This window comes from Citrobacter sp. wls619 (assembly GCF_005281345.1).
In the GTDB taxonomy this organism is placed as follows: domain Bacteria; phylum Pseudomonadota; class Gammaproteobacteria; order Enterobacterales; family Enterobacteriaceae; genus Citrobacter.
On record NZ_SZXJ01000027.1, the window covers coordinates 314,727 to 339,928 of the forward strand.

25 protein-coding genes and 1 other annotated feature are annotated in these 25,202 nt (G+C 51.4%); of the genes, 14 read left to right on the forward strand and 11 right to left on the reverse strand.

What is annotated here, in order from left to right:
* Nucleotides 1-3: 3 nt before the first annotated feature.
* The 3 genes from trpD to trpL all read right to left on the reverse strand — a co-directional run bounded on the left by trpD (nt 4) and on the right by trpL (nt 3,300).
* A complete protein-coding gene (trpD, locus tag FDX19_RS04240) occupies nt 4-1,599 on the reverse strand; it encodes a bifunctional anthranilate synthase glutamate amidotransferase component TrpG/anthranilate phosphoribosyltransferase TrpD (protein WP_137381713.1) in 1,596 nt (531 codons plus the stop codon).
* The gene (locus tag FDX19_RS04245; protein ID WP_137381714.1) at nt 1,599-3,161 is read right to left on the reverse strand and encodes an anthranilate synthase component 1; all 1,563 of its coding nucleotides are present in this window, start codon (nt 3,159-3,161) and stop codon (nt 1,599-1,601) included. Before FDX19_RS04245 ends, trpD begins: the two co-directional genes overlap by 1 nt.
* A 23-nt stretch (nt 3,162-3,184) precedes the next feature.
* Nucleotides 3,185-3,279 (reverse strand) — a sequence feature (Trp leader region).
* Nucleotides 3,256-3,300, reverse strand: a complete 45-nt coding sequence (trpL, locus tag FDX19_RS04250) for a trp operon leader peptide (protein WP_212734703.1) — start codon at nt 3,298-3,300, stop codon at nt 3,256-3,258. (Overlaps the previous feature by 24 nt.)
* Nucleotides 3,301-3,435: 135 nt before the next feature.
* Between trpL and rnm the strand changes: the two genes are divergently transcribed.
* From rnm to rluB, 3 genes are all read left to right on the forward strand, one after another.
* Nucleotides 3,436-4,314, forward strand: coding sequence for an RNase AM (rnm, locus tag FDX19_RS04255; protein WP_170974340.1), 879 nt, complete (start codon nt 3,436-3,438; stop codon nt 4,312-4,314).
* On the forward strand, nt 4,311-4,931 hold the full coding sequence (locus FDX19_RS04260) for an L-threonylcarbamoyladenylate synthase (protein WP_003833336.1): 621 nt from the start codon (nt 4,311-4,313) through the stop codon (nt 4,929-4,931). The genes rnm and FDX19_RS04260 overlap by 4 nt, the downstream gene beginning before the upstream one ends.
* Nucleotides 4,932-5,031: 100 nt before the next feature.
* Entirely contained in the window at nt 5,032-5,907 is an 876-nt protein-coding gene (gene rluB / locus FDX19_RS04265; RefSeq protein WP_003020625.1) for a 23S rRNA pseudouridine(2605) synthase RluB, read from the forward strand.
* An 81-nt stretch (nt 5,908-5,988) separates the two neighbouring features.
* Here rluB and cobO read toward each other — a convergent pair whose 3' ends face one another.
* Together cobO and FDX19_RS04275 are read right to left on the reverse strand one after the other, a co-directional pair.
* Entirely contained in the window at nt 5,989-6,579 is a 591-nt protein-coding gene (cobO, locus tag FDX19_RS04270) for a cob(I)yrinic acid a,c-diamide adenosyltransferase (protein WP_137381716.1), read from the reverse strand.
* Entirely contained in the window at nt 6,576-7,337 is a 762-nt protein-coding gene (locus FDX19_RS04275; protein WP_137381717.1) for a YciK family oxidoreductase, read from the reverse strand. Before FDX19_RS04275 ends, cobO begins: the two co-directional genes overlap by 4 nt.
* Before the next feature lie 221 nt (nt 7,338-7,558).
* On the opposite strand from FDX19_RS04275, the gene sohB reads away from it, so the two are divergent.
* Complete coding sequence (gene sohB / locus FDX19_RS04280) at nt 7,559-8,605, forward strand: protease SohB (RefSeq protein ID WP_137381718.1); 1,047 nt, start codon at nt 7,559-7,561, stop codon at nt 8,603-8,605.
* A 108-nt stretch (nt 8,606-8,713) separates the two neighbouring features.
* Here sohB and FDX19_RS04285 read toward each other — a convergent pair whose 3' ends face one another.
* A complete protein-coding gene (locus FDX19_RS04285) occupies nt 8,714-8,965 on the reverse strand; it encodes a YciN family protein (RefSeq protein WP_003020616.1) in 252 nt (83 codons plus the stop codon).
* A gap of 398 nt (nt 8,966-9,363) precedes the next feature.
* On the opposite strand from FDX19_RS04285, the gene topA reads away from it, so the two are divergent.
* The 5 genes from topA (at nt 9,364) to acnA (ending at nt 16,746) form a co-directional block, all read left to right on the forward strand.
* Complete coding sequence (gene topA, locus FDX19_RS04290) at nt 9,364-11,961, forward strand: type I DNA topoisomerase (RefSeq protein WP_137381719.1); 2,598 nt, start codon at nt 9,364-9,366, stop codon at nt 11,959-11,961.
* 208 nt (nt 11,962-12,169) lie between these two features.
* Nucleotides 12,170-13,144: an HTH-type transcriptional regulator CysB gene (cysB, locus tag FDX19_RS04295; RefSeq protein WP_005126442.1), complete on the forward strand. Its 975-nt coding sequence runs from the start codon at nt 12,170-12,172 to the stop codon at nt 13,142-13,144.
* A gap of 311 nt (nt 13,145-13,455) precedes the next feature.
* The gene (locus FDX19_RS04300) at nt 13,456-13,596 is read left to right on the forward strand and encodes a YmiA family putative membrane protein (RefSeq protein WP_249357519.1); all 141 of its coding nucleotides are present in this window, start codon (nt 13,456-13,458) and stop codon (nt 13,594-13,596) included.
* Between the two features lie 3 nt (nt 13,597-13,599).
* Entirely contained in the window at nt 13,600-13,770 is a 171-nt protein-coding gene (locus FDX19_RS25050; RefSeq protein WP_170974341.1) for a hypothetical protein, read from the forward strand.
* 300 nt (nt 13,771-14,070) lie between these two features.
* The gene (gene acnA, locus FDX19_RS04305; RefSeq protein WP_137381721.1) at nt 14,071-16,746 is read left to right on the forward strand and encodes an aconitate hydratase AcnA; all 2,676 of its coding nucleotides are present in this window, start codon (nt 14,071-14,073) and stop codon (nt 16,744-16,746) included.
* A gap of 54 nt (nt 16,747-16,800) precedes the next feature.
* On the opposite strand, the gene ribA is transcribed toward acnA, so the two are convergent.
* Nucleotides 16,801-17,391 carry a GTP cyclohydrolase II gene (gene ribA / locus FDX19_RS04310; RefSeq protein ID WP_005126450.1) on the reverse strand — a complete coding sequence of 197 codons (591 nt, stop codon included), beginning with the start codon at nt 17,389-17,391 and terminating at the stop codon, nt 16,801-16,803.
* Nucleotides 17,392-17,587: 196 nt separating this feature from the next.
* Here ribA and pgpB point away from each other — a divergent pair, with 196 nt between their 5' ends.
* The 5 genes from pgpB to yciH all read left to right on the forward strand — a co-directional run bounded on the left by pgpB (nt 17,588) and on the right by yciH (nt 21,239).
* The gene (gene pgpB / locus FDX19_RS04315; RefSeq protein WP_137381722.1) at nt 17,588-18,346 is read left to right on the forward strand and encodes a phosphatidylglycerophosphatase B; all 759 of its coding nucleotides are present in this window, start codon (nt 17,588-17,590) and stop codon (nt 18,344-18,346) included.
* A gap of 155 nt (nt 18,347-18,501) precedes the next feature.
* Complete coding sequence (gene lapA / locus FDX19_RS04320; protein ID WP_137381723.1) at nt 18,502-18,810, forward strand: lipopolysaccharide assembly protein LapA; 309 nt, start codon at nt 18,502-18,504, stop codon at nt 18,808-18,810.
* 6 nt (nt 18,811-18,816) lie between these two features.
* On the forward strand, nt 18,817-19,986 hold the full coding sequence (gene lapB, locus FDX19_RS04325; protein WP_137381724.1) for a lipopolysaccharide assembly protein LapB: 1,170 nt from the start codon (nt 18,817-18,819) through the stop codon (nt 19,984-19,986).
* Nucleotides 19,987-20,174: 188 nt separating this feature from the next.
* Nucleotides 20,175-20,912: an orotidine-5'-phosphate decarboxylase gene (gene pyrF, locus FDX19_RS04330; protein ID WP_137381725.1), complete on the forward strand. Its 738-nt coding sequence runs from the start codon at nt 20,175-20,177 to the stop codon at nt 20,910-20,912.
* Nucleotides 20,913-21,239 (forward strand): stress response translation initiation inhibitor YciH, encoded by a 327-nt coding sequence (gene yciH / locus FDX19_RS04335; protein ID WP_048211503.1) that lies wholly within the window; start codon nt 20,913-20,915, stop codon nt 21,237-21,239.
* Between the two features lie 91 nt (nt 21,240-21,330).
* Here the strand turns inward: yciH and osmB are convergent, their stop codons facing one another.
* The 4 genes from osmB to pdeR form a co-directional block, all read right to left on the reverse strand.
* Nucleotides 21,331-21,549 (reverse strand): osmotically-inducible lipoprotein OsmB, encoded by a 219-nt coding sequence (osmB, locus tag FDX19_RS04340; RefSeq protein WP_003020583.1) that lies wholly within the window; start codon nt 21,547-21,549, stop codon nt 21,331-21,333.
* Between the two features lie 266 nt (nt 21,550-21,815).
* Complete coding sequence (locus tag FDX19_RS04345) at nt 21,816-22,568, reverse strand: DNA-binding transcriptional regulator YciT (RefSeq protein WP_048211504.1); 753 nt, start codon at nt 22,566-22,568, stop codon at nt 21,816-21,818.
* A 96-nt stretch (nt 22,569-22,664) separates the two neighbouring features.
* Nucleotides 22,665-22,856 carry a hypothetical protein gene (locus tag FDX19_RS04350; protein ID WP_170974342.1) on the reverse strand — a complete coding sequence of 64 codons (192 nt, stop codon included), beginning with the start codon at nt 22,854-22,856 and terminating at the stop codon, nt 22,665-22,667.
* A gap of 185 nt (nt 22,857-23,041) precedes the next feature.
* The gene (gene pdeR, locus FDX19_RS04360; RefSeq protein WP_137381727.1) at nt 23,042-25,033 is read right to left on the reverse strand and encodes a cyclic di-GMP phosphodiesterase; all 1,992 of its coding nucleotides are present in this window, start codon (nt 25,031-25,033) and stop codon (nt 23,042-23,044) included.
* Nucleotides 25,034-25,202: the final 169 nt, after the last annotated feature.

The window sequence follows — 25,202 nt, forward strand, 5'->3', positions numbered from 1 at the left end:
CATTTACCCTCTTGCGGCCAGTGCAGTGACACGGTCGTAAGCCGCACCGCTGCGCAGCACATTAATCACGGTTTGTACGTTGGCTTTTAAGTCTTCTTTACCGTGCAGGCGCATTAACATGGCGACATTCGCGGCAACAGCAGCCTCATGAGCGGCCTCACCTTTACCTTGTAACAAGCGACTCAGAATGTCACGGTTTTCTTCCGGCGTGCCGCCAGCCAACTGTTCCTGATGATATGGCGTCAGGCCAAAGTCTTCCGCCGTTAGCTGGTAGCTCTTGATTTCACCATCATGCAGTTCTGCCACTATGGTCGGCGCATGCAGTGATACTTCATCCATTCCGCCGCTGTGCACCACGGCTGCCCGTTGATACCCCAGCACGCGCAGCGTTTCGGCAATCGGCAACACCAGTTCCGGGCTGTAAACGCCGATCAGCGCCAGCGGCGGATGCGCCGGATTAATCAATGGCCCAAGCACATTAAACAACGTACGGGTTTTCAACTGCTGGCGTACCGGCATCGCATGGCGAAAACCCGTGTGGTATTTCGGTGCAAACAGGAAACACACGCCCAGGTCATCGAGCGCCTGACGGGATTTATCAGCGTTCATATCCAGATTGATACCAAATGCTGCCAGCAGATCCGAAGAGCCCGATTTACTGGAGACGCTGCGGTTGCCGTGTTTGGCCACTTTTAATCCACAGGCCGCCGCGACAAACGCGCTGGCGGTGGAAATATTGATACTGTTACTGCCGTCACCACCGGTTCCGACAATGTCGGCAAACAGATAATCCGGGCGCGGGAATGGGGCGGCATTTTCCAGCAGCGCGGTTGCCGCACCGGCGATTTCATTCGGGTGTTCGCCACGAATTTTCATACTGACCAGCGCTGCAGCCAACTGTTCCGGCTTCAGTTCACCGCGAACGACAGCAGAGAACAGCTGGTGGCTTTCCTGCTGGGACAGCGTCTGAGCCTGGTACAGTTTTTCCAGGATCGGTTGCAGCGTATTGGTTTGTTCGAGCTTCTGTTGCGCCCAGGCCAGCGTTTGCTCCAGCAGGCGCGCACCCTGAGTGGTCAGAATCGATTCCGGATGGAACTGGAAGCCGCATACGCGATCGGTATCGTGACGAACTGCCATGACCATACCGTTAAAATGCGCGTTTATGGTCAACCCGGCCGGTACGTTGCTGCCAACCAGCGAGTGATAGCGCGCCACTGGCAGCGGGTTTGCCAGACCGGCGAACATCGCCTGGCCATCGTGTTCAATGCTGGAGGCTTTGCCGTGTAGGATTTCCCCAGCCTGACCGACATATCCACCATAGGCTTCAACAATCGCCTGATGCCCCAGACAAATACCGATAATGGGCAGTTTGCCGCGCAGGCGGGTTAACAGCTCGGGCATGCAGCCCGCTTCACTGGGTGCGCCAGGCCCCGGAGAAAGCATCAGCACAGGGTTTTTCATCGTCGCTAAACGGTCAATTAACGTCTGAGCCGGAATATGGTTACGGTAAATCACCACGTTGTGACCGTTAGTGCGCAGCTGATCTGCCAGGTTGTAGGTAAATGAGTCGATGTTATCGAACAGCAGAATGTCAGCCATTAGAAAGTCTCCTGTGCGTGGTGCGCGGTGGCAATAGCACGCAAAACGGCACGCGCTTTATTACGGGTTTCATCGGCTTCAGACTGCGGAACAGAATCCAGAACAATCCCGGCACCGGCCTGCACGGTGGCGATGCCGTCTTCCACCAGGGCTGAACGGATCACAATGCAGGTATCCAGGTCGCCATGGGCGGTAAAGTAGCCGACTGCGCCGCCATAGCTGCCCCGGCGGCGACCTTCTGCCTCGGCGATTAATTGCATTGCGCGAACTTTGGGCGCGCCGCTCAGCGTGCCCATGTTCATACAGGCGCGGTAAGCATGCAGCACATCCAGATCGCTACGCAGTTCGCCCACCACACGGGACACCAGGTGCATCACGAAAGAGTAACGGTCGACTTTGGTCAGGTCGGCAACATAGCGGCTACCTGGGGTGCAGATACGTGCGAGATCGTTACGAGCCAGGTCTACCAGCATCAAGTGTTCGGAAAGTTCTTTATGGTCGGTACGCATTTCCAGCTCGATACGACTGTCGAGATCGCGGTCCAGCGAACCATCCGCACGGCGACCACGCGGGCGGGTCCCGGCAATCGGGTAAATTTCAATCTGACGGCTGGTGGCGTCGTATTTCAACGAGCTCTCTGGCGACGCGCCGAACAGGGTGAAATCGTTATCCTGCATGAAAAACATGTACGGGCTGGGGTTACTTTTCTTCAGCACATAATAGGCTGCCAGCGGCGACGGGCAGGGCAGCGAGAAACGACGAGATGGAACCACCTGGAAAATTTCACCTGCGCGAATCGCTTTTTGCAGGCCGCGTACCACGGCGCCGAACTCTTCGTCGCTCTGATTGCATTCGCATTGCATCTGCGGGATTTCAGTGACGGGCAGCGGCGGTGCGGGTTCGGTGAGCTGTTGGCTCAACTGTGCCAGGCGGGCGTTCAGTCGCTGTTTTTCCTCGTCATTTGGCGTAAAAATGCTGGCCTGAATGCGGGTGCTTTTTTTCTGGTGGTCGATAACCATCAGTGTTTCAGCCAGATAGAAGCAGTAGTCCGGGCAACGGTTACCCGCCTCAAGCTGGGGCAAATCTTCAAATCCGGCAACCAGGTCGTAGGAAAACAGACCGCCGAAGAACATGGCTTCACGTTCTTGCGCCGGAACATGGACCAGCTCCTGCAACAAACGGAACGCGTCAAATACAGAAAGTGAGCATAAACGGGCGTCTTCATCCAGCAGCGGGCTTACGCTGGGGAAGGTCAACTGACGAACGTTCGGCTGTTTATCGTTGTCAACGCCTGCGGGCAGGGCGGCGTCCAGCAGAGGAAGCAGCGACGCGCCATTCGCCGATAATGCCTGAATGGTGACAGTGTCACCCAGGGCGGTAATACGCAACGCGCTGTCTACCAGCAGCAGGCTCTTGAGATCGTCCTTGCTGTCGATATCGGCGGATTCCAGCAACAACGTTGCCGGTCGTGCGCCACACACCTGATGAAACAGCGCCGTTGGGTTCTCACGGTAGGCGGCATCGCAGGCGAGCAGTTCAAGTGTTGGTTTTTGTGTTTGCATCGTTCTTCTCATTAATTTTGTTCAAAAAAAAGCCCGCTCATGTGGCGGGCCGGGTATCTGGTTGCATAGTGCAGACGTAAGACACTGCCCGAAATCAGGAAGTGCGCCACCAACCGTGCAGAACAAAACGTGCTTTCATCTCAGATACCTTCTTCATGTGAACTTGCGTACTAGTTAACTAGTTCGGTGGAGTAAAGTCAACACCTGATTTCAGTTAATTTGTCGAAACCGCTATGATGATCGTGATACGACATTTATTGAAACGGGAGACGCCTTGAGCGACACGAATTACGCAGTGATTTATGACCTGCACAGCCATACGACAGCCTCCGATGGGCGATTGACGCCAGAGGCCTTAGTACATCGTGCGGTAGAGATGCGAGTCGGTACACTGGCGATCACCGATCATGACACCACGGCAGGTATTGCGGCGGCAAGAGAAGAAATTTCACGTTCGGGTTTAGCGTTAAATTTGATCCCTGGCGTCGAAATATCAACGGTCTGGGAAAACCATGAGATCCATATTGTGGGTCTGAATATTGATACCGCACATCCTATGATGCGTGCGTTTTTGGCACAGCAAACGGAACGCCGCCAGCAGCGCGCGCGCCTGATTGCAGAACGGCTGGACAAAGCGCATATTCCGGGGGCGTGGGAAGGGGCTTTGCGTTTGGCTGACGGCGGGGCCGTCACGCGGGGCCATTTTGCGCGTTTTCTGGTGGAATGCGGAAAAGCCACAACCATGGCGGATGTCTTTAAAAAATATCTTGCCCGTGGGAAAACCGGTTACGTTCCGCCACAGTGGTGTACAATAGAACAAGCTATTGATGTCATTCATCATTCTGGCGGTAAGGCAGTTCTGGCTCATCCTGGGCGGTACGATCTTAGCGCTAAGTGGCTGAAAAGACTGGTTGCACATTTTGCTGACCATCACGGTGACGCGATGGAAGTGGCGCAGTGCCAGCAGTCTCCCAATGAACGCACCCATCTGGCGACGCTTGCGCGCCAGCATCAGTTGTGGGCATCGCAAGGGTCTGATTTTCATCAGCCGTGCCCGTGGATTGAACTGGGGCGCAAACTTTGGTTGCCTGCCGGCGTCGAAGGCGTGTGGCAGCTTTGGGAACAGCCCGAGATCACAGAGAGGAAAGTATGAGCCAGTTTTTTTATATTCATCCCGAAAACCCACAGCAGCGGTTGATCAATCAGGCCGTGGAAATTGTGCGTAAAGGTGGGGTGATTGTCTATCCAACCGATTCCGGCTATGCGTTGGGTTGCAAAATTGAAGATAAAGGCGCGATGGAGCGTATTTGTCGTATCCGTCATCTGCCGGACGGCCACAACTTTACGCTGATGTGCCGCGATTTGTCAGAGCTGTCTACCTATTCATTTGTCGACAACGTGGCCTTTCGTTTAATTAAAAACAATACGCCGGGCAACTATACTTTTATCCTGAAAGGGACGAAAGAAGTTCCACGCCGACTGCTGCAGGAAAAGCGTAAGACTATTGGCCTGCGTGTTCCGTCGAACCCCATTGCGCTGGCGCTGCTCGAAGCCCTGGGTGAGCCAATGCTTTCTACTTCACTGATGCTTCCGGGCAGCGAGTTTACCGAGTCCGATCCTGAAGAGATCAAAGATCGTCTGGAGAAGCTGGTCGATCTGATCATTCACGGTGGTTACCTTGGTCAACAACCGACGACGGTTATCGATTTAACCGATGATTCCCCGGTGGTATTGCGCGAAGGTGTTGGTGACGTTAAACCTTTCTTATAAGGGCGCGAACCGCTATACTACGCGGCCTTAAAATGGCGCTGACTGGCGCCGTTGATTCTCCTGTTCGACGCCTGTGAAGGCGACACCTAAAGGAAGCTCTATGAGCGAAAAGTTACAAAAAGTGCTGGCGCGTGCCGGCCACGGTTCTCGCCGTGAAATTGAATCCATTATTGCCGCGGGTCGTGTGAGCGTTGATGGCAAAATTGCCACGCTTGGCGATCGCGTTGAAGTGACGCCGGGTCTGAAAATCCGTATCGACGGCCATCTGATTTCGGTGAAAGAATCTGCAGAACAAATCTGCCGCGTTCTGGCTTATTACAAGCCGGAAGGTGAACTGTGTACCCGTAACGACCCGGAAGGTCGTCCAACCGTTTTTGACCGCTTGCCAAAGCTGCGTGACGCGCGCTGGATTGCCGTAGGTCGTCTGGACGTCAATACCTGTGGTCTGCTGCTGTTTACCACCGATGGTGAACTGGCGAACCGTCTGATGCACCCGAGCCGTGAAGTTGAACGCGAGTACGCGGTGCGTGTGTTCGGTCAGGTTGACGATGCTAAACTGCGTGATCTGAGCCGTGGCGTACAGCTGGAAGATGGTCCGGCTGCGTTTAAAACCATCAAGTTCAGCGGTGGTGAAGGGATTAACCAGTGGTATAACGTCACGCTGACTGAAGGCCGCAACCGCGAGGTTCGTCGTCTGTGGGAAGCGGTCGGCGTGCAGGTAAGTCGTCTTATCCGTGTACGTTATGGCGATATTCCATTGCCGAAGGGCCTGCCGCGTGGTGGCTGGACGGAGCTTGATCTTGCCCAGACCAACTATCTGCGCGAGCTGGTGGAGTTGAAACCGGAAACCACGTCTAAAGTCGCTGTTGAGAAAGACCGTCGTCGCATGAAAGCGAATCAGATCCGCCGTGCGGTGAAACGTCACTCTCAGGTCGGCAGCAGCCGTCGCCCGGGTGGACGCAGCAATAACGGTTAATCATAAACAGGCCTGATAAGCAAAGCGTTATCAGGCGTTAGTGGAGCCGGATGCGGCGCAAGCGCCTTATCCGGCCTGCTGTTAGTAATCAATCCCCATTTGGGCTTTAATGCCCGCTTCAAAAGCATGCTTGACCGGACGCAACTCGCTGACCGTGTCGGCTAACTCCAGAATATCGCGATGACATCCTCGACCCGTAATAATGACCGTCTGCTGGGCTGGGCGCGCGTTTAAGGCGTTGAGCACCTCTTCAAGCGGGAGGTAGTCGTAGGCCACCATATACGTCAGTTCATCCAGCACAACCATGTCCAGCTCAGGATCGGCCAGCATTCGCTTACCGTGTTCCCATACGGCCAGACAGGCTGCGGTGTCAGCTTCACGATTCTGTGTTTCCCAGGTAAACCCGGTCGCCATCACCTGAAACTCTACACCATGAGGTTCGAGCAGGTTTCTTTCGCCGTTTGGCCATGTACCTTTAATGAACTGCACTACACCGACTTTTTTACCGTGGCCCACTGCGCGAGTCGCTGTACCGAACGCAGCGGTAGTTTTACCTTTACCATTACCGGTAAAAACGATGACAATTCCACGCTCGTCCCTGGCGGCCGCAACACGTGCGTCAACCCGGTCTTTTACGCGCTGTTGGCGCTGCTGATAGCGTTCTTCACTCATTGGGCAATTCCTGGTTTACGGCCCGGCTGGGCATCAAAAGTCATACCGGTTTTACGGCGGCTGTCATCGCCCATCAGCCACAGGTACAGCGGCATAATGTCGGCGGGGGTTTTGAGTTTTTGCGGATCTTCCGTCGGGAATGCGCTGGCACGCATGCCGGTACGCGTGCCGCCTGGATTAATGCAATTTACGCGCAGATGGCGATTCTGGTATTCGTCTGCCAGGACCTGCATCATCCCTTCGGTAGCAAATTTCGAGGTGGCATACGCTCCCCAGTTAGCCCGTCCCTGGCGACCAACGCTTGAAGAAGTAAAGACCAGCGATCCTGAATCTGATTTGAGTAACAGCGGCAGCAATGCCTGAGTCAACATAAACGTCGCGTTGACATTGACCTGCATGACATCCTGCCATACCTGCGGATTTTGTTCGCTCATCGGGCAGATATCGCCGAGCAGCCCGGCGTTATGCAACACCCCATCCAGACGCGGATAATGTGCAGCGAGGCGTTGCGCCAACTGGTGGCACTCTTCAGAGGTACAGGTCAGCAGATCCAGTGTAAACCATTGTGGTTGTGCTCCGTTTTCATCGGCGACGGTCTGGGCAACCTGACGCAATTTTTCTTCATTACGTCCAAGCAGGATAACGGTCGCACCGTAGCGTGCGTAGGTAAGCGCGGCTTCACGCCCGATACCATCACTGGCACCGGTGACCAGAATAATGCGTTCCTGTAACAGGTCTTGTTTAGGTTGGTAATGCACGGCTACTCCTCGGCGACGCTTTGGCCATCTCGTTCGCGATAACTTTTCGGCTTTATGCCTTAAACACTGGTGTTTTTCAATCAGCCAAAGGCAATAACACCGCAAAATGAACACTTTGTCATGCTTTTTGCTGATTCAGCATCGGATGGATGAAGCAAGACGGGTTTACACGCCTGTTGTACACTGAGCGAAAGTAGCGTTGTTTAACCAAGGTGGGTCTCGTGGAATTGTTGTCTGAATATGGGCTGTTTTTGGCAAAAATTGTCACTGTTGTGGTGGCTATTGCGGTGATTGTCATGCTGATTGTAAACGCGACACAACGTAAGCGTCAGCGTGGTGAGCTACGCGTTATTAATCTTAGCGATCAATATAAAGAGATGAAGGAAGATCTGTCGATGGCCTTGCTGGATAGTCATCAGCAGAAGTTATGGCATAAAGCGCAGAAAAAGAAGCACAAGCTGGAGGCCAAAACCGCCAAAGCCAAAGCAAAACTGGGGGACAGTTCGTCATCAGGTAAACCTCGCGTCTGGGTGCTCGATTTTAAGGGTAGTATGGATGCCCATGAGGTCAGTGCATTACGGGAAGAGGTCACGGCGGTTCTGGCGGTGGTGAAACCGCAGGATCAGGTGGTTGTGCGTCTGGAAAGCCCCGGCGGTGTGGTACATGGTTATGGACTGGCGGCTTCGCAGTTGCAGCGCCTGCGCGATAAGGCGATCCCCTTGACGGTAACGGTGGATAAAGTCGCAGCGAGCGGCGGATATATGATGGCCTGTGTAGCGGATAAAATTGTCTCAGCGCCGTTTGCCATTGTGGGCTCGATTGGCGTGGTGGCGCAGATCCCGAACTTCAACCGTTTCCTGAAAGGTAAGGATATTGATATCGAGCTGCACACGGCTGGACAGTACAAACGTACGCTGACACTGCTTGGCGAGAACACGGAAGAAGGGCGGCAGAAATTCCGCGAAGACCTGAACGAAACGCATCACCTGTTTAAAGATTTTGTGCAGCGCATGCGTCCGACTCTGGACATTGAGCAGGTAGCCACCGGGGAGCACTGGTTTGGGCAACAGGCGCTGGCAAACGGGCTGGTGGATGAGATTAATACCAGTGACGAAGTGATTCTGGGGTTGATGGATGGTCGTGAAGTGCTGAACGTCCGCTATATGCAGCGCAAAAAACTGATGGACCGTTTCACTGGCAGCGCGGCAGAAAGTGCAGACCGCTTACTGATGCGCTGGTGGCAGCGGGGACAAAAGCCCCTGATGTAAAAGGGCAATGGCCGGATGGCGAGGCTCATGCATTTTATCCGGCCTACAGGTTCAGAGTATCGTAGGCCGGATAAGGCAGCGCCGCCATCCGGCAAATCATTTCTCGCGTTAATCGATCAAGTGGTACTTTTCAGAAAGCACATGCGCCAGGTGTTTAAACATATTAAACACCGCAGTGCTTTTGGGCGTCGGTAGCCCTTGCTCGTCTAAAAAGTAATCTCCGCTGAAAACCAGCACGCCGTTTCGCTGCGTTACGCCGGTGGCGACAATCCCCGCCAGCGTGTCCTCATGCTCACGAATGATTTTGTTGGCTTCAATCAGCAGTGTTTCGCGATCGATGGGTTGAGTGTCTTTATGCATTATTTACTCCTTAAACAAGGACATTAGTCTACGCCGAGCCCAGCTTATGGGCAAATATTCCCTGACTTAAATGAAGGCTATAGGATGGGATTGCAACTGGCGAGATTTGTTTTTGCATGCTAATAAAGTTGCGTAACGCATTTTATCAGGTACAGTGTGACGCTTTCGTCAATCTGGCAACAGATTTGCTTGACATTCGACCAATACTCCGTCGCGCCAAAGCGTTTGTGTGCGAAAAAGCCTGTTAACTCAGTTACATGAGCGTTACATTACAAGCGCAAATCAGTTTAAGGGGTTGATATCCGCCGACGCAGAGACCATATCGATGTCTCGTCGCCAGTGGAAGGTGAATCAACGTGCGACGCATTCTGGAAGAATCAAATTAGGTAAAGGTGAATATGGGTAAAGCTCTTGTCATCGTTGAGTCCCCGGCAAAAGCCAAAACGATCAACAAGTATCTGGGTAATGACTACGTGGTGAAATCCAGCGTCGGTCATATCCGTGATTTGCCGACCAGTGGCTCAGCAACTAAAAAGAGCGCCGACTCAACCTCCACCAAAACGGCTAAAAAGCCCAAAAAGGATGAACGTGGCGCTCTCGTCAACCGCATGGGCGTTGACCCGTGGCACAACTGGGATGCGCGCTATGAAGTGCTGCCTGGTAAAGAAAAAGTTGTCTCTGAACTGAAACAACTGGCTGAAAAAGCCGATCACATCTATCTCGCAACCGACCTTGACCGCGAAGGGGAAGCCATTGCCTGGCACCTGCGGGAAGTTATCGGTGGCGACGACACCCGCTACAGTCGCGTGGTGTTTAACGAAATTACTAAGAACGCTATTCGTCAGGCGTTTGAAAAACCGGGCGAGCTGAACATCGACCGCGTAAATGCACAACAGGCTCGTCGCTTTATGGACCGCGTTGTCGGCTATATGGTGTCGCCGCTGCTGTGGAAAAAAATTGCCCGTGGCCTGTCTGCAGGTCGTGTACAGTCGGTTGCCGTGCGTCTGGTTGTTGAGCGCGAGCGTGAAATTAAAGCATTCGTCCCCGAAGAGTTCTGGGAAATTGATGCCAATACCACGACGCCAGCCGGTGATGCATTGCCGCTGGAGGTCACTCACCAGAACGATAAACCGTTCCGTCCGGTAAATCGCGAGCAAACACTCGCGGCAGTAAGCCTGCTGGAAAAAGCACGTTATAGCGTTCTGGAACGCGAAGATAAGCCAACCAGCAGCAAGCCTGGCGCGCCGTTCATCACCTCCACGTTACAGCAGGCTGCCAGCACGCGTCTGGGCTTTGGCGTGAAGAAAACCATGATGATGGCACAGCGCTTGTATGAAGCAGGTTACATCACCTATATGCGTACTGACTCCACCAACCTGAGTCAGGATGCTGTGGCGATGGTTCGTGATTACATTAGCGATAATTTTGGCAAAAAGTATCTGCCGGAGAGCGCGAACCAGTACGCCAGCAAAGAGAATTCTCAGGAAGCGCACGAAGCTATCCGTCCTTCTGATGTCGCCGTACAGGCGGAATCGCTGAAAGATATGGAAGCCGATGCGCAGAAACTGTATCAGCTGATCTGGCGCCAGTTTGTTGCCTGTCAGATGACGCCAGCCAAATATGACTCCACCACACTGACCGTGGGCGCGGGTGATTTCCGTCTGAAGGCGCGTGGTCGTATTCTGCGTTTCGATGGCTGGACGAAAGTGATGCCTGCGCTGCGTAAGGGCGATGAAGACCGCATTTTACCAGCGGTGGATAAAGGCGATACGTTGACGCTTATCGAACTGACGCCTGCGCAGCACTTCACCAAACCACCTGCACGTTTCAGTGAAGCTTCGCTGGTTAAAGAACTTGAGAAACGGGGTATTGGTCGTCCGTCAACGTATGCCTCGATCATCTCTACGATTCAGGATCGCGGTTATGTTCGCGTTGAGAACCGTCGCTTCTACGCGGAGAAAATGGGTGAGATTGTCACCGATCGTCTGGAAGAAAACTTCCGCGAATTGATGAACTACGATTTCACCGCGCAGATGGAAGACAGCCTTGACCAGGTGGCGAACCACGAAGCCGAGTGGAAAGGTGTGCTCGACAACTTCTTCAGCGATTTTACTCAGCAGCTGGATAAAGCTGAGAAAGACCCTGAAGAAGGCGGTATGCGTCCGAACCAGATGGTGCTGACCAGTATTGATTGCCCAACCTGCGGACGCAAGATGGGTATTCGTACCGCCAGTACCGGCGTTTTCCTTGGTTGTTCCGGCTACGCGCTTTCCCCAAAAGAGCGTTGCAAAACCACCATTAACCTGGTGCCGGAAAACGAAGTGCTGAACGTGCTGGAAGGCGACGATGCGGAAACGAACGCGCTGCGCGCCAAACGACGCTGCCAGAAGTGCGGCACGGCGATGGACAGCTATCTGATCGATCCAAAACGTAAGCTGCATGTCTGTGGTAACAACCCGACCTGCGATGGTTACGAAATCGAAGAGGGCGAGTTCCGCATTAAGGGTTATGACGGTCCTGTCGTTGAGTGTGAGAAATGTGGTTCTGAAATGCACCTGAAAATGGGACGTTTCGGTAAGTACATGGCGTGTACCAACGACGAGTGCAAAAATACCCGTAAGATCCTGCGTAACGGTGAAGTCGCTCCGCCGAAAGAGGATCCGGTTCCGTTGCCAGAACTGCCGTGTGAAAAATCTGACGCGTATTTCGTGTTACGTGATGGTGCTGCGGGTATCTTCCTGGCGGCAAATACGTTCCCGAAATCACGTGAGACCCGTGCGCCGTTAGTGGAAGAGTTGTACCGTTTCCGCGATCGTCTGCCGGAAAAACTGCGTTATCTGGCCGATGCGCCGCAGACGGACCCCGATGGTAATAAGTCGATGGTTCGCTTTAGCCGTAAAACTAAGCAGCAGTATGTCGCTGCGGAAAAAGACGGTAAAGCAACCGGGTGGTCTGCATTTTTCGTTGACGGTAAATGGGTAGAAGGGAAGAAATAGCAGCGTTCTGGCTGAATTTCTCCTCAAAGGGTCGCGTAAGCGGCCCTTTTTGTTTCTGGCGTATTATTTTTTTTCATCCCTATACAGCGTACATATAAATGATATAGTGGTTATAGTTAACAGGCTTTTTATTATTAAATCGTATTAGCAGCGCGTGTGAGTCTGCTTTTAAACGATGTTCTGATGGCACAATTCTGGATGGCTTAACATGAAATTACAGCAGCTTCGCTATATCGTTGAGGTGGTAAACCACAACCTTAATGTCTCCTCAACGGCCGAAGGACTCTATACCTCCCAGCCAGGGATCAGTAAGCAAGTTCGTATGCTGGAAGATGAGCTTGGCATCCAGATTTTTGCCCGTAGCGGTAAGCACCTGACGCAGGTGACTCCGGCAGGGCAGGAAGTTATTCGTATTGCCCGCGAAGTTTTGTCGAAAGTGGATGCCATTAAGTCGGTTGCTGGTGAACACACCTGGCCGGACAAAGGTTCACTGTATATTGCTACCACACACACTCAGGCGCGTTACGCGCTACCCAACGTGATTAAAGGTTTTATTGAGCGTTATCCGCGCGTTTCGTTGCATATGCATCAGGGATCGCCGACGCAAATTGCCGAGGCCGTGTCGAAAGGGAATGCTGATTTTGCCATCGCGACGGAAGCACTGCATCTGTACGATGATCTGGTGATGCTGCCATGCTATCACTGGAATCGATCGATTGTTGTTACGCCAGACCATCCGTTGGCGGGCAAAGCCTCCGTATCCATTGAAGAGCTGGCGCAATATCCGTTGGTGACGTACACCTTTGGTTTTACGGGGCGCTCAGAGCTGGATACCGCGTTTAATCGTGCGGGACTTGAGCCGCGTATTGTTTTTACGGCAACCGATGCTGATGTGATAAAAACCTATGTCCGACTGGGGCTGGGTGTGGGCGTGATTGCCAGCATGGCAGTGGATCCTATCTCTGATCCGGATCTGGTGCGCGTTGATGCTCATGATATTTTCAGTCACAGCACCACGAAGATAGGTTTTCGTCGCAGCACGTTTTTACGCAGCTACATGTATGATTTTATTCAGCGTTTCGCACCGCATCTGACACGCGATGTGGTGGATACGGCGGTAGCGTTGCGTTCCAACGATGACATTGAAGCTATGTTCAAAGATATTAAATTACCAGAGAAATAATAACGGAAGTTGCCTCGTTGGTATCCTGGTTCTCCAGCCATACCAGCGGGGCGGTTGAATGTATTCATGATTTTTTATTTGTCTATTATCCCTATATTATTTATGGAAAACATTCTCCAAAGTAGTTTCAAATGAGTAAGCCTGCCAAAATCCCTTTCAAATATTTATAACCGATCAAACAATTAAGTTATTTATAAAGCTGAGTTCGAAAATTATCTGGCTTTTTCAGGACGTTTTTATTAGGATTTCTCTTATCTAATGATTAATTGTACCGATTGTTTGGTGCCTAAATGATAAGTGATTTCGATAGTATGAGGTTAGCAATGCCTTCTGGAAACCAGCCTGCGCGCAGAGATCCCGCGATGAAACGTAAAGCATGGTTCACCGTGTTTCTGGGCTCCGCCGTGTTCTGGATCGTGGTTGCTCTGGTGGTCTGGAAAGTGTGGGGGTAATTGATGTCCGCACAGGAACAACAGTCCAGTGTTACACCTGCTCATCATGATAATGAGCAAGCGAATGAAACCGTTGTAGAAAAAAAACAGGATATTCCCGCTTCGTGGGATCTTTCACCTGAGCAACGGGCATTTATTGATCTGTTCATTGAAGATGATAATCAAGATCAATAAGCAATACGTTTTTTATAATAATAAGTATTAACATGCTTATTGAATTCAGTATGAATAATCACACGCAATCGTGGTACGCCATCTAAACAGCGTATTGTCGGTTGCATCGATGTATCGGGTCCGTTCATTTACCGTACTTCAATCTTATTCCCCGCCACGTGCATAGTTCGTTACCTTTTTATCGTTCTCCTCTTTTATCAATTTGAGTTGTTATCAAAGCGTTACATTTTGTTTGTGTTATCTTTAATACTAACCCTGAGGAGAGTCAGGGGATCCAACCCTGTCATTTAAGGAGGAGCTATGTCGTCTACCCTACGAGAAGCCAGTAAGGACACATTGCAGGTTAAAGATAAAACCTACCGCTACTACAGTTTGCCCCTGGCTGCCAAATCACTGGGTGATATCACCCGTTTACCTAAATCACTAAAAGTATTGCTGGAAAACCTGCTTCGCTGGCAGGACGGTGACTCTGCTACCGAAGAAGATATTCATGCTCTGGCGCAATGGCTGAAAACGGCTCATGCCGATCGCGAAATTGCCTACCGACCCGCTCGCGTTCTCATGCAGGACTTCACCGGCGTTCCGGCGGTGGTCGACCTGGCCGCCATGCGCGAAGCGGTTAAACGTCTTGGCGGGGATACCGCAAAAGTGAACCCGCTTTCACCTGTTGATCTGGTTATTGATCACTCCGTTACGGTCGATCGTTTTGGTGACGATGATGCTTTTGAAGAGAACGTTCGACTGGAAATGGAGCGCAACCATGAGCGCTATGTATTCCTGAAATGGGGGCAGCAAGCGTTTAGCCGATTCAGTGTTGTTCCACCGGGAACAGGAATTTGCCACCAGGTAAACCTCGAATACCTGGGTAAAGCGGTGTGGAGTGAGCGGCAAAACGGCGAGTGGGTAGCTTACCCGGACACGCTAGTCGGTACCGATTCCCATACCACAATGATTAATGGTCTCGGCGTGCTGGGCTGGGGTGTCGGCGGGATTGAAGCAGAGGCCGCCATGTTGGGGCAACCGGTTTCCATGCTGATTCCGGATGTCGTGGGCTTCAAACTCGTTGGTAAACTTCGCGAAGGGATCACCGCTACCGATCTGGTACTGACCGTTACGCAGATGCTGCGTAAACACGGTGTGGTCGGTAAGTTTGTAGAGTTCTATGGTGATGGGCTGGACAGCCTGCCGCTCGCTGACCGGGCGACCATTGCTAACATGTCGCCGGAATACGGCGCAACCTGCGGCTTTTTCCCGATTGACGGGGTAACGCTTGAGTACATGCGACTGAGCGGGCGTAGCGAAGAGCAGGTTGAATTAGTCGGTGCTTATGCTAAAGCACAGGGGATGTGGCGTAACCCAGGTGATGAGCCTGTGTTTACCAGTTCACTGGAGCTGGACATGGGCACTGTGGAAGCCAGCCTGGCCGGGCCGAAGCGTCCACAGGATCGTGTCGCATTGGGCGATGTGCCGAAAGCATTCGCCGCGAGTAATGAACTTGAAGTGAATAGCTCGCAAAAAGATCGTCAGCCGGTCGACTATGTCATGAGCGGTCATCAATATCAGCTACCGGATGGTGCTGTGGTGATTGCCGCGATCACGTCATGTACCAACACCTCTAACCCCAGCGTCCTGATGGCGGCTGGATTGCTGGCGAAAAAAGCGGTTACGCTTGGTCTGAAGCGCCAGCCGTGGGTGAAAGCGTCGCTGGCGCCTGGGTCAAAAGTCGTTTCTGATTACCTGGCGCAGGCAAAACTGACGCCGTACCTTGATGAGCTGGGTTTTAACCTTGTTGGTTATGGCTGTACTACCTGTATTGGTAACTCTGGCCCGTTGCCTGACCCTATTGAAACGGCGATAAAAAAAGGTGATCTGACGGTAGGGGCGGTGCTTTCCGGCAACCGTAACTTTGAAGGGCGTATCCACCCGCTGGTGAAGACAAACTGGCTGGCTTCTCCGCCGCTGGTGGTGGCTTATGCGCTGGCCGGGAATATGAATAGTGATCTGACGAAAGATCCGCTGGGTCATGACAGAAAAGGCGATCCTATCTATCTGAAAGATATCTGGCCGAGTGCGCAGGAAATCGCCCGTGCTGTGGAACAGGTTTCTACCGAGATGTTCCATAAAGAGTATGCCGAGGTGTTCGAAGGTACGCCGGAATGGAAGTCGATTAATGTTGATCGTGCAGATACCTATGGCTGGCAGTCGGACTCAACCTACATCCGGTTATCACCGTTCTTTGATGGTATGCAGGCGAAGCCGGACCCGGTACAGGATATCCATGGGGCACGTATCCTGGCGATGCTGGGCGACTCCGTCACTACCGATCATATTTCACCTGCAGGGAGCATCAAACCAGATAGCCCAGCTGGGCGTTATTTGCAAAACCACGGTGTTGAACGTAAAGATTTTAACTCCTACGGTTCTCGCCGCGGAAACCACGAAGTAATGATGCGTGGTACGTTTGCCAATATCCGTATCCGAAACGAAATGGTACCGGGTGTGGAAGGGGGGATGACGCGTCATTTGCCGGGTACAGACGTGATGGCTATCTATGACGCCGCTATGCAATACCAGCAAGAGAAGACACCGCTGGCGATTGTTGCCGGTAAGGAGTATGGGTCGGGCTCCAGTCGGGACTGGGCTGCGAAAGGCCCGCGTTTGTTGGGTATTCGCGTCGTGATCGCCGAGTCCTTTGAGCGAATCCACCGTTCTAACCTGATTGGCATGGGGATCCTGCCTCTGGAATTTCCGCAGGGGGTTACGCGTAAAACCCTGGGGTTAACCGGGGAGGAGGTCATTGATATTACGGACTTACAAAATATTAAACCGGGAGCGGCTATCCCGGTGAAGATGGTCCGTGCGGATGGTAGTAAAGAGGTGATTTCGTGTCGCTGCCGTATTGATACCGCGACAGAGCTGACCTATTACCAAAACGATGGTATTTTGCACTATGTTATTCGTAATATGTTGAATTAAAACATAAAAAAGCCTGCGCAAGCAGGCTTTTTGTATCGTCAGCAAGCGAGAATGTCACTCGCTTAACAAATGTCCCATTTTCGCGGCTTTGGTATCCAGATAGTGTTCATTCTTCGGGTTACGGCCAACAATCAGCGGCACACGCTCCACAATATTGATCCCAGCTTCGGTCAGAATTTCCACTTTCTTCGGGTTATTGGTCAGCAGACGGACTTCATCCACGCCCAATAATTTGAACATATCAGCACACAAAGTGAAATCACGCTCGTCTGCCGCAAAGCCTAACTGATGGTTGGCTTCGACGGTGTCATAGCCCTGATCCTGCAACGCATAGGCGCGGATCTTATTCAACAGGCCGATGTTACGTCCTTCCTGACGATGGTAGAGCAGAATACCGCGTCCTTCTTCAGCGATATGCGTAAGCGCCGCTTCCAGCTGGAAGCCACAATCACAGCGCAGGCTGAACAGCGCATCGCCGGTCAGACATTCAGAATGAACACGTGCCAGGACAGGCGTCTGGCCTGAAATATCGCCAAAAACCAGTGCGACATGATCGTGTCCGGTTGCCAGTTCTTCAAATCCCACCATCAGGAAATCACCCCAGGGGGTTGGCAGTTTGGCTTCTGCCACACGTTTAAGCTGCATGTAATTCTCCAGATTATGCTGGCACTGTGCGTGCCGTCGCCTGTTGGCTTCTGTATTGCGCTATTTTGCCATAAGGCAAGGGTGTTCACCTAATTGCAGCAACGCATTCATTTCCGAATGGCACAAAATTGTCAATTTTCCCGGTGTGCGGATTTTTCAGTTATGATTGTGGGACTTATCGACGAAAGGAGACGCAATGCGGTCTATTGCCAAGCGAACCACCGTAGGCGCAGCACTGTTACTGATTATGCCGGTTTCCGTATGGCTATCCGGCTGGAGCTGGCAGCCTGGACAGAATGTCTGGTGGTTAAAATCCTTATACTGGGTAACTGAAACGGTGACGCAACCCTGGGGGATTATTACCCATGTTGTTCTCTGTGCGTGGTTTTTGTGGTGCCTGCGATTTCGTCTGAAGGCCGCGGTTATGCTTTTTGCGATCCTGGCGGCGGCTATCTTAATTGGCCAGGGTGTGAAATCCTGGGTTAAAGAGCGGGTACAGGAGCCCCGACCCTTTGTTCTGTGGCTGGAAAAAACGCACCATGTTCCGGTAGATGAGTTCTACACTTTAAAACGTAAAGACCGCGGGCACTTAGTAAAAGAGCAGTTGTCCGGGCAGCAGGATATTCCGCCTTTTTTACGTAAGCACTGGCAAAAAGAGACCGGTTTTGCTTTTCCATCCGGTCATACGATGTTTGCCGCCAGTTGGGCTTTACTGGCAGTAGGACTTTTATGGCCGCGCAGACGTACGTTGACGATTGTGTTCTTACTTGTCTGGGCGACTGGCGTAATGGGCAGTCGTTTGCTTCTGGGCATGCACTGGCCGCGCGATTTGGTTGTTGCGACGCTGATATCGTGGCTGCTGGTAACGTTGGCAACATGGCTTGCACAGCGAATATGTGGACCTCTGACACCGCCCGTCCAGGAGACAAAGGAAATAGCGCAGCGTGAGCAATAACGCAGCCCGTGATTGATTTTTCAAATTTAGCCCTCAAATCATACAGCGTAAGGCGCTTTTCCGTTTCGCACTTGTCGTGAAAATGGTAATTTAAAGGGCTTAACGCGGTAAGTTGTACACGATTTATTCGCTCAAACCACATAACGGGAAGTAATGTGAAATATTTACTCATTTTCTTACTGGTGTTGGCGATTTTTGTTATTTCGGTGACATTGGGTGCGCAAAACGATCAACAGGTTACGTTTAATTACCTGCTAGCTCAGGGTGAGTATCGTATCTCCACGCTGCTTGCTGTATTGTTTGCAGCAGGTTTTGCGATTGGTTGGTTAATTTGCGGCCTGTTCTGGCTGAGGGTTCGTGTGTCTCTTGCGCGTGCCGAACGTAAAATTAAACGCCTGGAAAACCAGCTTGCGCCTGCGACCGACGTTGCGGTAACTGCCGACTCGTCGGTTGTGAAGGAATAATTATTTATGCTGGAGTTGTTGTTTCTGCTTTTACCTGTAGCCGCTGCCTATGGGTGGTATATGGGTCGCAGAAGTGCGCAACAAACAAAGCAGGATGAAGCTAACCGTCTTTCGCGCGACTATGTCGCCGGGGTTAACTTCCTCTTGAGCAACCAACAAGATAAAGCGGTGGATCTGTTCCTCGATATGTTGAAAGAGGATACCGGCACCGTTGAGGCTCATCTCACCCTCGGAAACCTGTTCCGCTCACGCGGTGAAGTCGACCGCGCTATCCGTATCCACCAAACCCTCATGGAAAGTGCTTCGCTGACTTACGAGCAACGTTTGTTGGCTGTACAGCAGTTGGGACGTGACTACATGGCTGCCGGATTGTATGACCGTGCGGAAGACATGTTCAATCAGCTGACTGATGAAACGGATTTCCGTGTGGGGGCATTGCAACAACTGCTGCAAATCTATCAGGCAACCAGCGAATGGCAAAAAGCCATAGATGTTGCAGAACGTCTGGTGAAACTCGGCAAAGATAATCAGCGTCTTGAAATCGCGCATTTTTACTGTGAACTGGCCTTGCAGCAAATGGGCAGCGACGATATGGATCGCGCCATGGCATTGCTGAAAAAAGGAGCCGCTGCAGACAAAAACAGTGCGCGTGTCTCGATTATGATGGGGCGCGTTTATATGCTGAAGGGAGATTATGCGAAGGCCGTTGAATGCCTGCAACGCGTGATCTCCCAGGATAAAGAGCTGGTCAGTGAAACGCTGGAAATGCTGCAGAGCTGCTATCAACAGCTGGGTAAAAACGATGAGTGGGCGGAGTTTCTACGCCGTGCGGTCGAAGAAAACACCGGTGCTGCCGCGGAGTTGATGCTGGCTGATATTCTTGAGGCGCGTGAGGGTACTGATACTGCGCAGGTTTATATTACCCGTCAGTTGCAACGTCATCCGACGATGCGTGTGTTCCATAAACTGATGGATTACCACCTTAATGAAGCAGAAGAAGGGCGCGCAAAAGAGAGTCTGATGGTCCTGCGCGATATGGTGGGTGAGCAGGTGCGCAGCAAGCCGCGCTATCGTTGCCAGAAGTGCGGGTTTACTGCGTATTCGCTGTACTGGCACTGCCCATCGTGCCGTTCCTGGTCGACCATTAAGCCAATTCGCGGTCTCGACGGGCTCTAATTTTTAAAAAACCTTACTTTAGTTACAACATTCTTATTTCTTTTTCTTCACCCAGCACTCAGGCTCCTGTGCCACATCGCTTCGCAGAAATGTAAACGCGCCTGTTAATTTTCTATTACCACAGGTAGAATGCACGCCGTTTACCCATTTTGCGCCGTTCGTGCGCCCATCATCAAGAAGGTCTGGTCATGACGTTTACTGCTTCATCTTCTTCCCGTGCTGCTACTGATTCTCCCGTCGTTGTCGCGTTGGATTACTCAAATCGTGATAAGGCATTAGCGTTTGTCGACAGAATTGATCCCCGTGATTGCCGTTTGAAAGTGGGCAAAGAGATGTTCACACTTTTTGGACCTCAGTTGGTTCGGGATCTGCAACAGCGTGGCTTCGACGTCTTTCTGGATTTGAAATTTCATGATATTCCCAATACCACGGCGCATGCCGTCGCGGCGGCAGCTGACCTTGGCGTCTGGATGGTAAACGTGCATGCTTCCGGTGGGGCACGAATGATGACCGCCGCCCGCGAAGCATTACTGCCTTTTGGTAAAGATGCGCCACTGTTAATTGCAGTGACGGTCCTGACCAGTATGGAAGCCAGCGACCTTGCCGATCTTGGTGTGACGTTGTCACCTGCGGAGTATGCGGAAAAATTGGGCCGTTTGACGCAAAATTGTGGGTTGGACGGGGTAGTATGCTCGGCGCATGAAGCGGTGAGGTTCAAGCAGGCGTTTGGTCAGGCATTTAAGCTGGTGACGCCAGGCATTCGTCCTGCAGGTAGTGAGGCGGGTGACCAGCGCCGTATTATGACGCCACAGCAGGCGCTGGCCGCTGGTGTGGATTACATGGTGATTGGTCGTCCAGTCACGCAGTCGGAAGATCCGGCGCAAACGCTGAAGATGATCAACGCCTCTCTGAATCGAGGTGCATAAATGAGCGACTCAAACTCTCGACTGGTTTATTCAACGGAGTCCGGGCGAATCGATGAACCCAGAGTGGTAGCAGAGCGTCCGAAGGGCGATGGCATTGTGCGCATCCAGCGCCAGACCAGCGGTCGTAAAGGTAAGGGCGTTTGCCTGATTACCGGTATTGATCAAGATGATGCTGCACTGGTTAAATTAGCCGCAGAGCTGAAGAAAAAATGTGGTTGTGGTGGGGCAGTGAAGGACGGCGTAATTGAAATTCAGGGTGATAAACGCGACCTGATAAAATCGCTGCTGGAAGCCAAAGGAATGAAAGTTAAGCTGGCCGGCGGCTAATAAAAAAGCCACGGAGAGCATCCGTGGCTTTTCTAATAATACAAACCTGAAAAAGTAAACGTATTATTATATCGAGCCGTTCAACCGTAAATTATTTACCCACCTGGTGGCCGATAATACCACCCACTGCAGCACCACCCAGCGTACCCAGCGTGCTGCCGTCAGTCAGGACTGCACCGCCTATCGCACCAGCACCTGCACCGATTGCAGTGTTACGGTCACGTTTGGACCAGTTAGAGCAGGCACTCAAAGACATTGCCAGTGTAATCGCCAGAATGGCAGCGGTCATTTTTTTGCTCGTTACTAACATAATACTTTCTCCTGAATTATTGAATCACGGAATCCAGTTCACTTTAATGATAGCGCCAAAATAGGACGACTAAAGATATTTCCGCGAAACCGTTTAGCGCAGGGCATTACAATCAAATCCTGAGGTGACTGTTCGCTCCTGTTATATCGCTAACATTAATTCTACGACTTTATCCTGTTAACGACAGGTAAAAAGTCTTAATTGGACTGTCGGATAAGTCTCAGAGAGAAGATGATCTGCCCGCAGACAAATCATCTGCTGAAGTATTATGCGTGGGCATCAATGATATTGACGGTTAAACCCGAATGTTCAAGTTGCATTTGCACACTGGCGCTGAGTCTGGAGTCCGTGACTACGCGACTGAATCTGTCCAGCGGGCCAAGCGTGTAGGGATGAATGGCCTCAAATTTTGAGCTATCGGTGAGTACAATCACCTCAGCGCCTTTTTCCAGAACCGCATTAACCACATCAGAGCGCATCATATCACGCCCGGTGAAGCCGGTGTCAGCCTGCCAGCCATCAATACCGATAAAGGCTTTGCTGAAATGTACCTGCTGAATAAATTGGCGAGTCAACGGTCCGACCATGCTCTCGCTTTTCTTCTGGTAGATCCCACCGAGGAGAATGACTTCACACGGCGTTTCTTTGAGCAGATGCGCGATGTAGCTACTGACCGTGATAATGGTGACATCTTTTTGTTCCGCCAGCGTTCTGGCCAGCAGTGCATTGCTGCTGCCATTTTCAATAAAGACGGATTCACCAGGATTAACCAGCGATGCCGCAAATTCGGCCAGTTCACGTTTAAGGGTGAAATTGGTCATCATGCGCGTTTCGACATCATCACTGTTCAGTGACACCGCAAAACCATGCGCACGGCGCAAGTAGCTCTGTTTTTCCAGGGTGTTCAGATCCTGTCGAATCGTCACTTCGGAGACACCGGTGATTTTAGCCAGGTCGGCCACGCTCATCTGACCTTTATCGATCACCATCTGCAAAATAGATTGTTGTCGGGAATTCATAGTATTAATTTTTATAGCGATATCGTATCGGAAATTAAACGGTTGCTGCGTTATCTGAAATCTGATGGCTACAGCGACATAACGTGAGTGAGGTCATCAGATCTCCCACGGGGCCTTCGGTTTTTTTGACACAGACGCTGCATCTTCTTTGACCGTATTCAACAGTTCAGCCTTGAGAATTTCGAGATTGTGGATAGCTGAGTGGTAATCGCCTGCAACGAGAATATCCAGCACGGTATCAATGCGTTCGGCCAGACGTTGTGCGTCGATATCAGACATGGTCATCATCCTAATGTCAAAATGGTTTGAATTTCATGATGCAGAAATTCATGCCAAAAGAGAAGGGAAAAATAGTATTAACATGAATGATTGGAGAATATTATATATTCTGTGATTACATACAGATATGATCATCACGCAGTGTCCATTTTTGGCTATTTTTCACGTTTATCCCTTCCACTTTTCTTGTTGCGTTATCGCAATTTTTTATTCAGATGACGCTTATACCAACGTTCAAACGCAGCGGCGGGCATTGGCTTGGCGAACAAAAAACCCTGACGTTCATTGACGCCATTTTTGGTCAAAAAGGCATCCTCTTTGGTACTTTCAACGCCTTCAGCTATCACCTGTAAGTTAAGCGCCTGCGCCACCGCGACAATGGCACGCACCAGCGACTGTGAAATGGGTTGCTTATGAATATCCCTGACGAACGCCTGGTCCAGCTTAATGGCATCAAGTGGGAAGCGGGCCAGTTGAGATAACGATGAATAACCCGTCCCAAAATCATCTAAATGAATCTGTGCCCCAAGCTGGCTAAATTGCTGAATAACGGACAGTGCCAGCTGTTCGTTTTCAATTAAACTGCTCTCGGTCAATTCGACATCGATAGGGCAATATTCAAAATTGAGGTCGTGAAGCACCTGTTTCAGGTCGGTAAACAGCGTCTGATCGGCAAGCTGGCGAGCAGAGACGTTCACGGCCACTCGCAGATTAATCCCTTTATCGCGCCACTTCGCGACCTGACGAACAACGTCGAGAATAACCCAGCGCCCCAGCGGCACAATCAAGCCTGACTCTTCAGCGTAGGAGATAAACTCCAGCGGAGGAATAAGACCACGTTCAGGGGACTGCCAGCGCACCAGCGCCTCCAGACTACGTACTTCACCACGCCATGTTATTTTCGGCTGGTAATGAATCAACAGTTGATCGTTTTCCAGCGCCTTACGCAAGTTGGTATCCAGCCAAAGATATTCAAAGACTCGCTGGTTCATTTCCGGAGAGAAAACGCAGAATTGTCCACGTCCGCCTTCCTTTGCGGTATACATGGCGGTATCGGCATTGCGAATAACGCTCTCGCAGTCGTGTCCATGCTGTGGTGCAAGGGAAATTCCAATCGAACAACCAGTATAAACTTCAATCAGGCCAATTCGGAAGGGCTGGCGCAAACGGGTCAAAATACGTGACGCCGTGGCTTCCAGCGCCACTTGAGATGTTTGAGTCGCGAGGACAATAAACTCATCGCCACCAAAGCGGGCCAGCAACTGGTTATCATCAAGACAACTGAGAATTGCCAGCGACACGCTTTGCAACAGTTGATCGCCGAACATATGTCCGTAGGCATCGTTTACTTTTTTAAAATTATCCAGATCGAGGTACACAATACCAACCTGGGTATCGCCTGCATTCTCAATGGCTTCAGTGATCAGTTCATGAATCGCATTCCGATTAGGTAATCCGGTAATGGAGTCGGTATTTGCCAGAACTCTCAGGCGTTCCTGAGCACGCCGTTCTTCGGTGATATCGGTACCTGAGCAGATCAGAAATATTTCGTTCTTACCGCTCCCGTTGTGCACAAATTTATTGCGAAACAGAAACAGTCGCTGACCTTTACAGGTCTTCACCCAACGTTCGACTTCATATGAGTTACCTTCGCGAAAGAAAACATCGATGTTGCGTCTGGAGGCTGCAGCTTCGCGTCGACTCATAAACAACGTGAAGACACTTTGACCAATCACTTCGCGTTCTTTGAGTCCGGTATATTCCTCACACAGGCGATTGAAACGCTGAATATTGCCCATGCGGTCAAGGATGACAATAACGGAGTTAGCTTCAGAGACCACCTGTTCGGCAAAAGAAAGTCCTTGCGCCAAATCGCGGGCGACCGGGGGGGTATCATCCCAGGCGGATGCACTGCCGGCCCATTCGCGTTTATTGATTTTCCGCCCAACCAGGTGAACAGGGATATCGTCGTCTTCAATCGACAGTGTTATTAACAGGCTTGACGTGATGACCGTCATCTCCCGAATGCGGTCGGCTTGCTCAGGTGATAATTCGATGTTCTGGTTCGTTTCTGCCGCTTCGTCAATAGAGAAATGCAGGATGTCGCAATCCTCTGACAAACGCCAGTAGGGGTTATGGGTGCCCACATAGCTATACAACGTAGCCAGCTCCCGAACGTCTTTCATGATGTGTACTATCCCGTTTAAAGCGCATAGAGCCTCAAAAGTAAGGGTAGCCATAATTCAAAGGGTGATGATGGCTGAACGTATTGTTTTATTTATATATTTATGTGTAATCCAGATTCAGGAAAAAGCAAAGCTGGCGAACGGAAAATAGTAAAAAATAAATCTGACT

Coding starts and splice junctions, on each gene's coding strand:
- FDX19_RS04300 (WP_249357519.1), top strand. CDS start 13,456: ATGAGGTTAGCAATGCCTTCTGGAAACCAGCCTGCGCGCAGAGATCCC.
- trpD (WP_137381713.1), bottom strand. CDS start 1,599: ATGGCTGACATTCTGCTGTTCGATAACATCGACTCATTTACCTACAAC.
- ribA (WP_005126450.1), bottom strand. CDS start 17,391: ATGCAGCTTAAACGTGTGGCAGAAGCCAAACTGCCAACCCCCTGGGGT.
- FDX19_RS04260 (WP_003833336.1), top strand. CDS start 4,311: ATGAGCCAGTTTTTTTATATTCATCCCGAAAACCCACAGCAGCGGTTG.
- pdeR (WP_137381727.1), bottom strand. CDS start 25,033: ATGAAAGACGTTCGGGAGCTGGCTACGTTGTATAGCTATGTGGGCACC.
- FDX19_RS04285 (WP_003020616.1), bottom strand. CDS start 8,965: ATGCATAAAGACACTCAACCCATCGATCGCGAAACACTGCTGATTGAA.
- acnA (WP_137381721.1), top strand. CDS start 14,071: ATGTCGTCTACCCTACGAGAAGCCAGTAAGGACACATTGCAGGTTAAA.
- FDX19_RS25050 (WP_170974341.1), top strand. CDS start 13,600: ATGTCCGCACAGGAACAACAGTCCAGTGTTACACCTGCTCATCATGAT.
- rluB (WP_003020625.1), top strand. CDS start 5,032: ATGAGCGAAAAGTTACAAAAAGTGCTGGCGCGTGCCGGCCACGGTTCT.
- topA (WP_137381719.1), top strand. CDS start 9,364: ATGGGTAAAGCTCTTGTCATCGTTGAGTCCCCGGCAAAAGCCAAAACG.
- pyrF (WP_137381725.1), top strand. CDS start 20,175: ATGACGTTTACTGCTTCATCTTCTTCCCGTGCTGCTACTGATTCTCCC.
- cysB (WP_005126442.1), top strand. CDS start 12,170: ATGAAATTACAGCAGCTTCGCTATATCGTTGAGGTGGTAAACCACAAC.
- pgpB (WP_137381722.1), top strand. CDS start 17,588: ATGCGGTCTATTGCCAAGCGAACCACCGTAGGCGCAGCACTGTTACTG.
- FDX19_RS04245 (WP_137381714.1), bottom strand. CDS start 3,161: ATGCAAACACAAAAACCAACACTTGAACTGCTCGCCTGCGATGCCGCC.
- yciH (WP_048211503.1), top strand. CDS start 20,913: ATGAGCGACTCAAACTCTCGACTGGTTTATTCAACGGAGTCCGGGCGA.
- osmB (WP_003020583.1), bottom strand. CDS start 21,549: ATGTTAGTAACGAGCAAAAAAATGACCGCTGCCATTCTGGCGATTACA.
- FDX19_RS04350 (WP_170974342.1), bottom strand. CDS start 22,856: ATGATGACCATGTCTGATATCGACGCACAACGTCTGGCCGAACGCATT.
- lapB (WP_137381724.1), top strand. CDS start 18,817: ATGCTGGAGTTGTTGTTTCTGCTTTTACCTGTAGCCGCTGCCTATGGG.
- FDX19_RS04345 (WP_048211504.1), bottom strand. CDS start 22,568: ATGAATTCCCGACAACAATCTATTTTGCAGATGGTGATCGATAAAGGT.
- cobO (WP_137381716.1), bottom strand. CDS start 6,579: ATGAGTGAAGAACGCTATCAGCAGCGCCAACAGCGCGTAAAAGACCGG.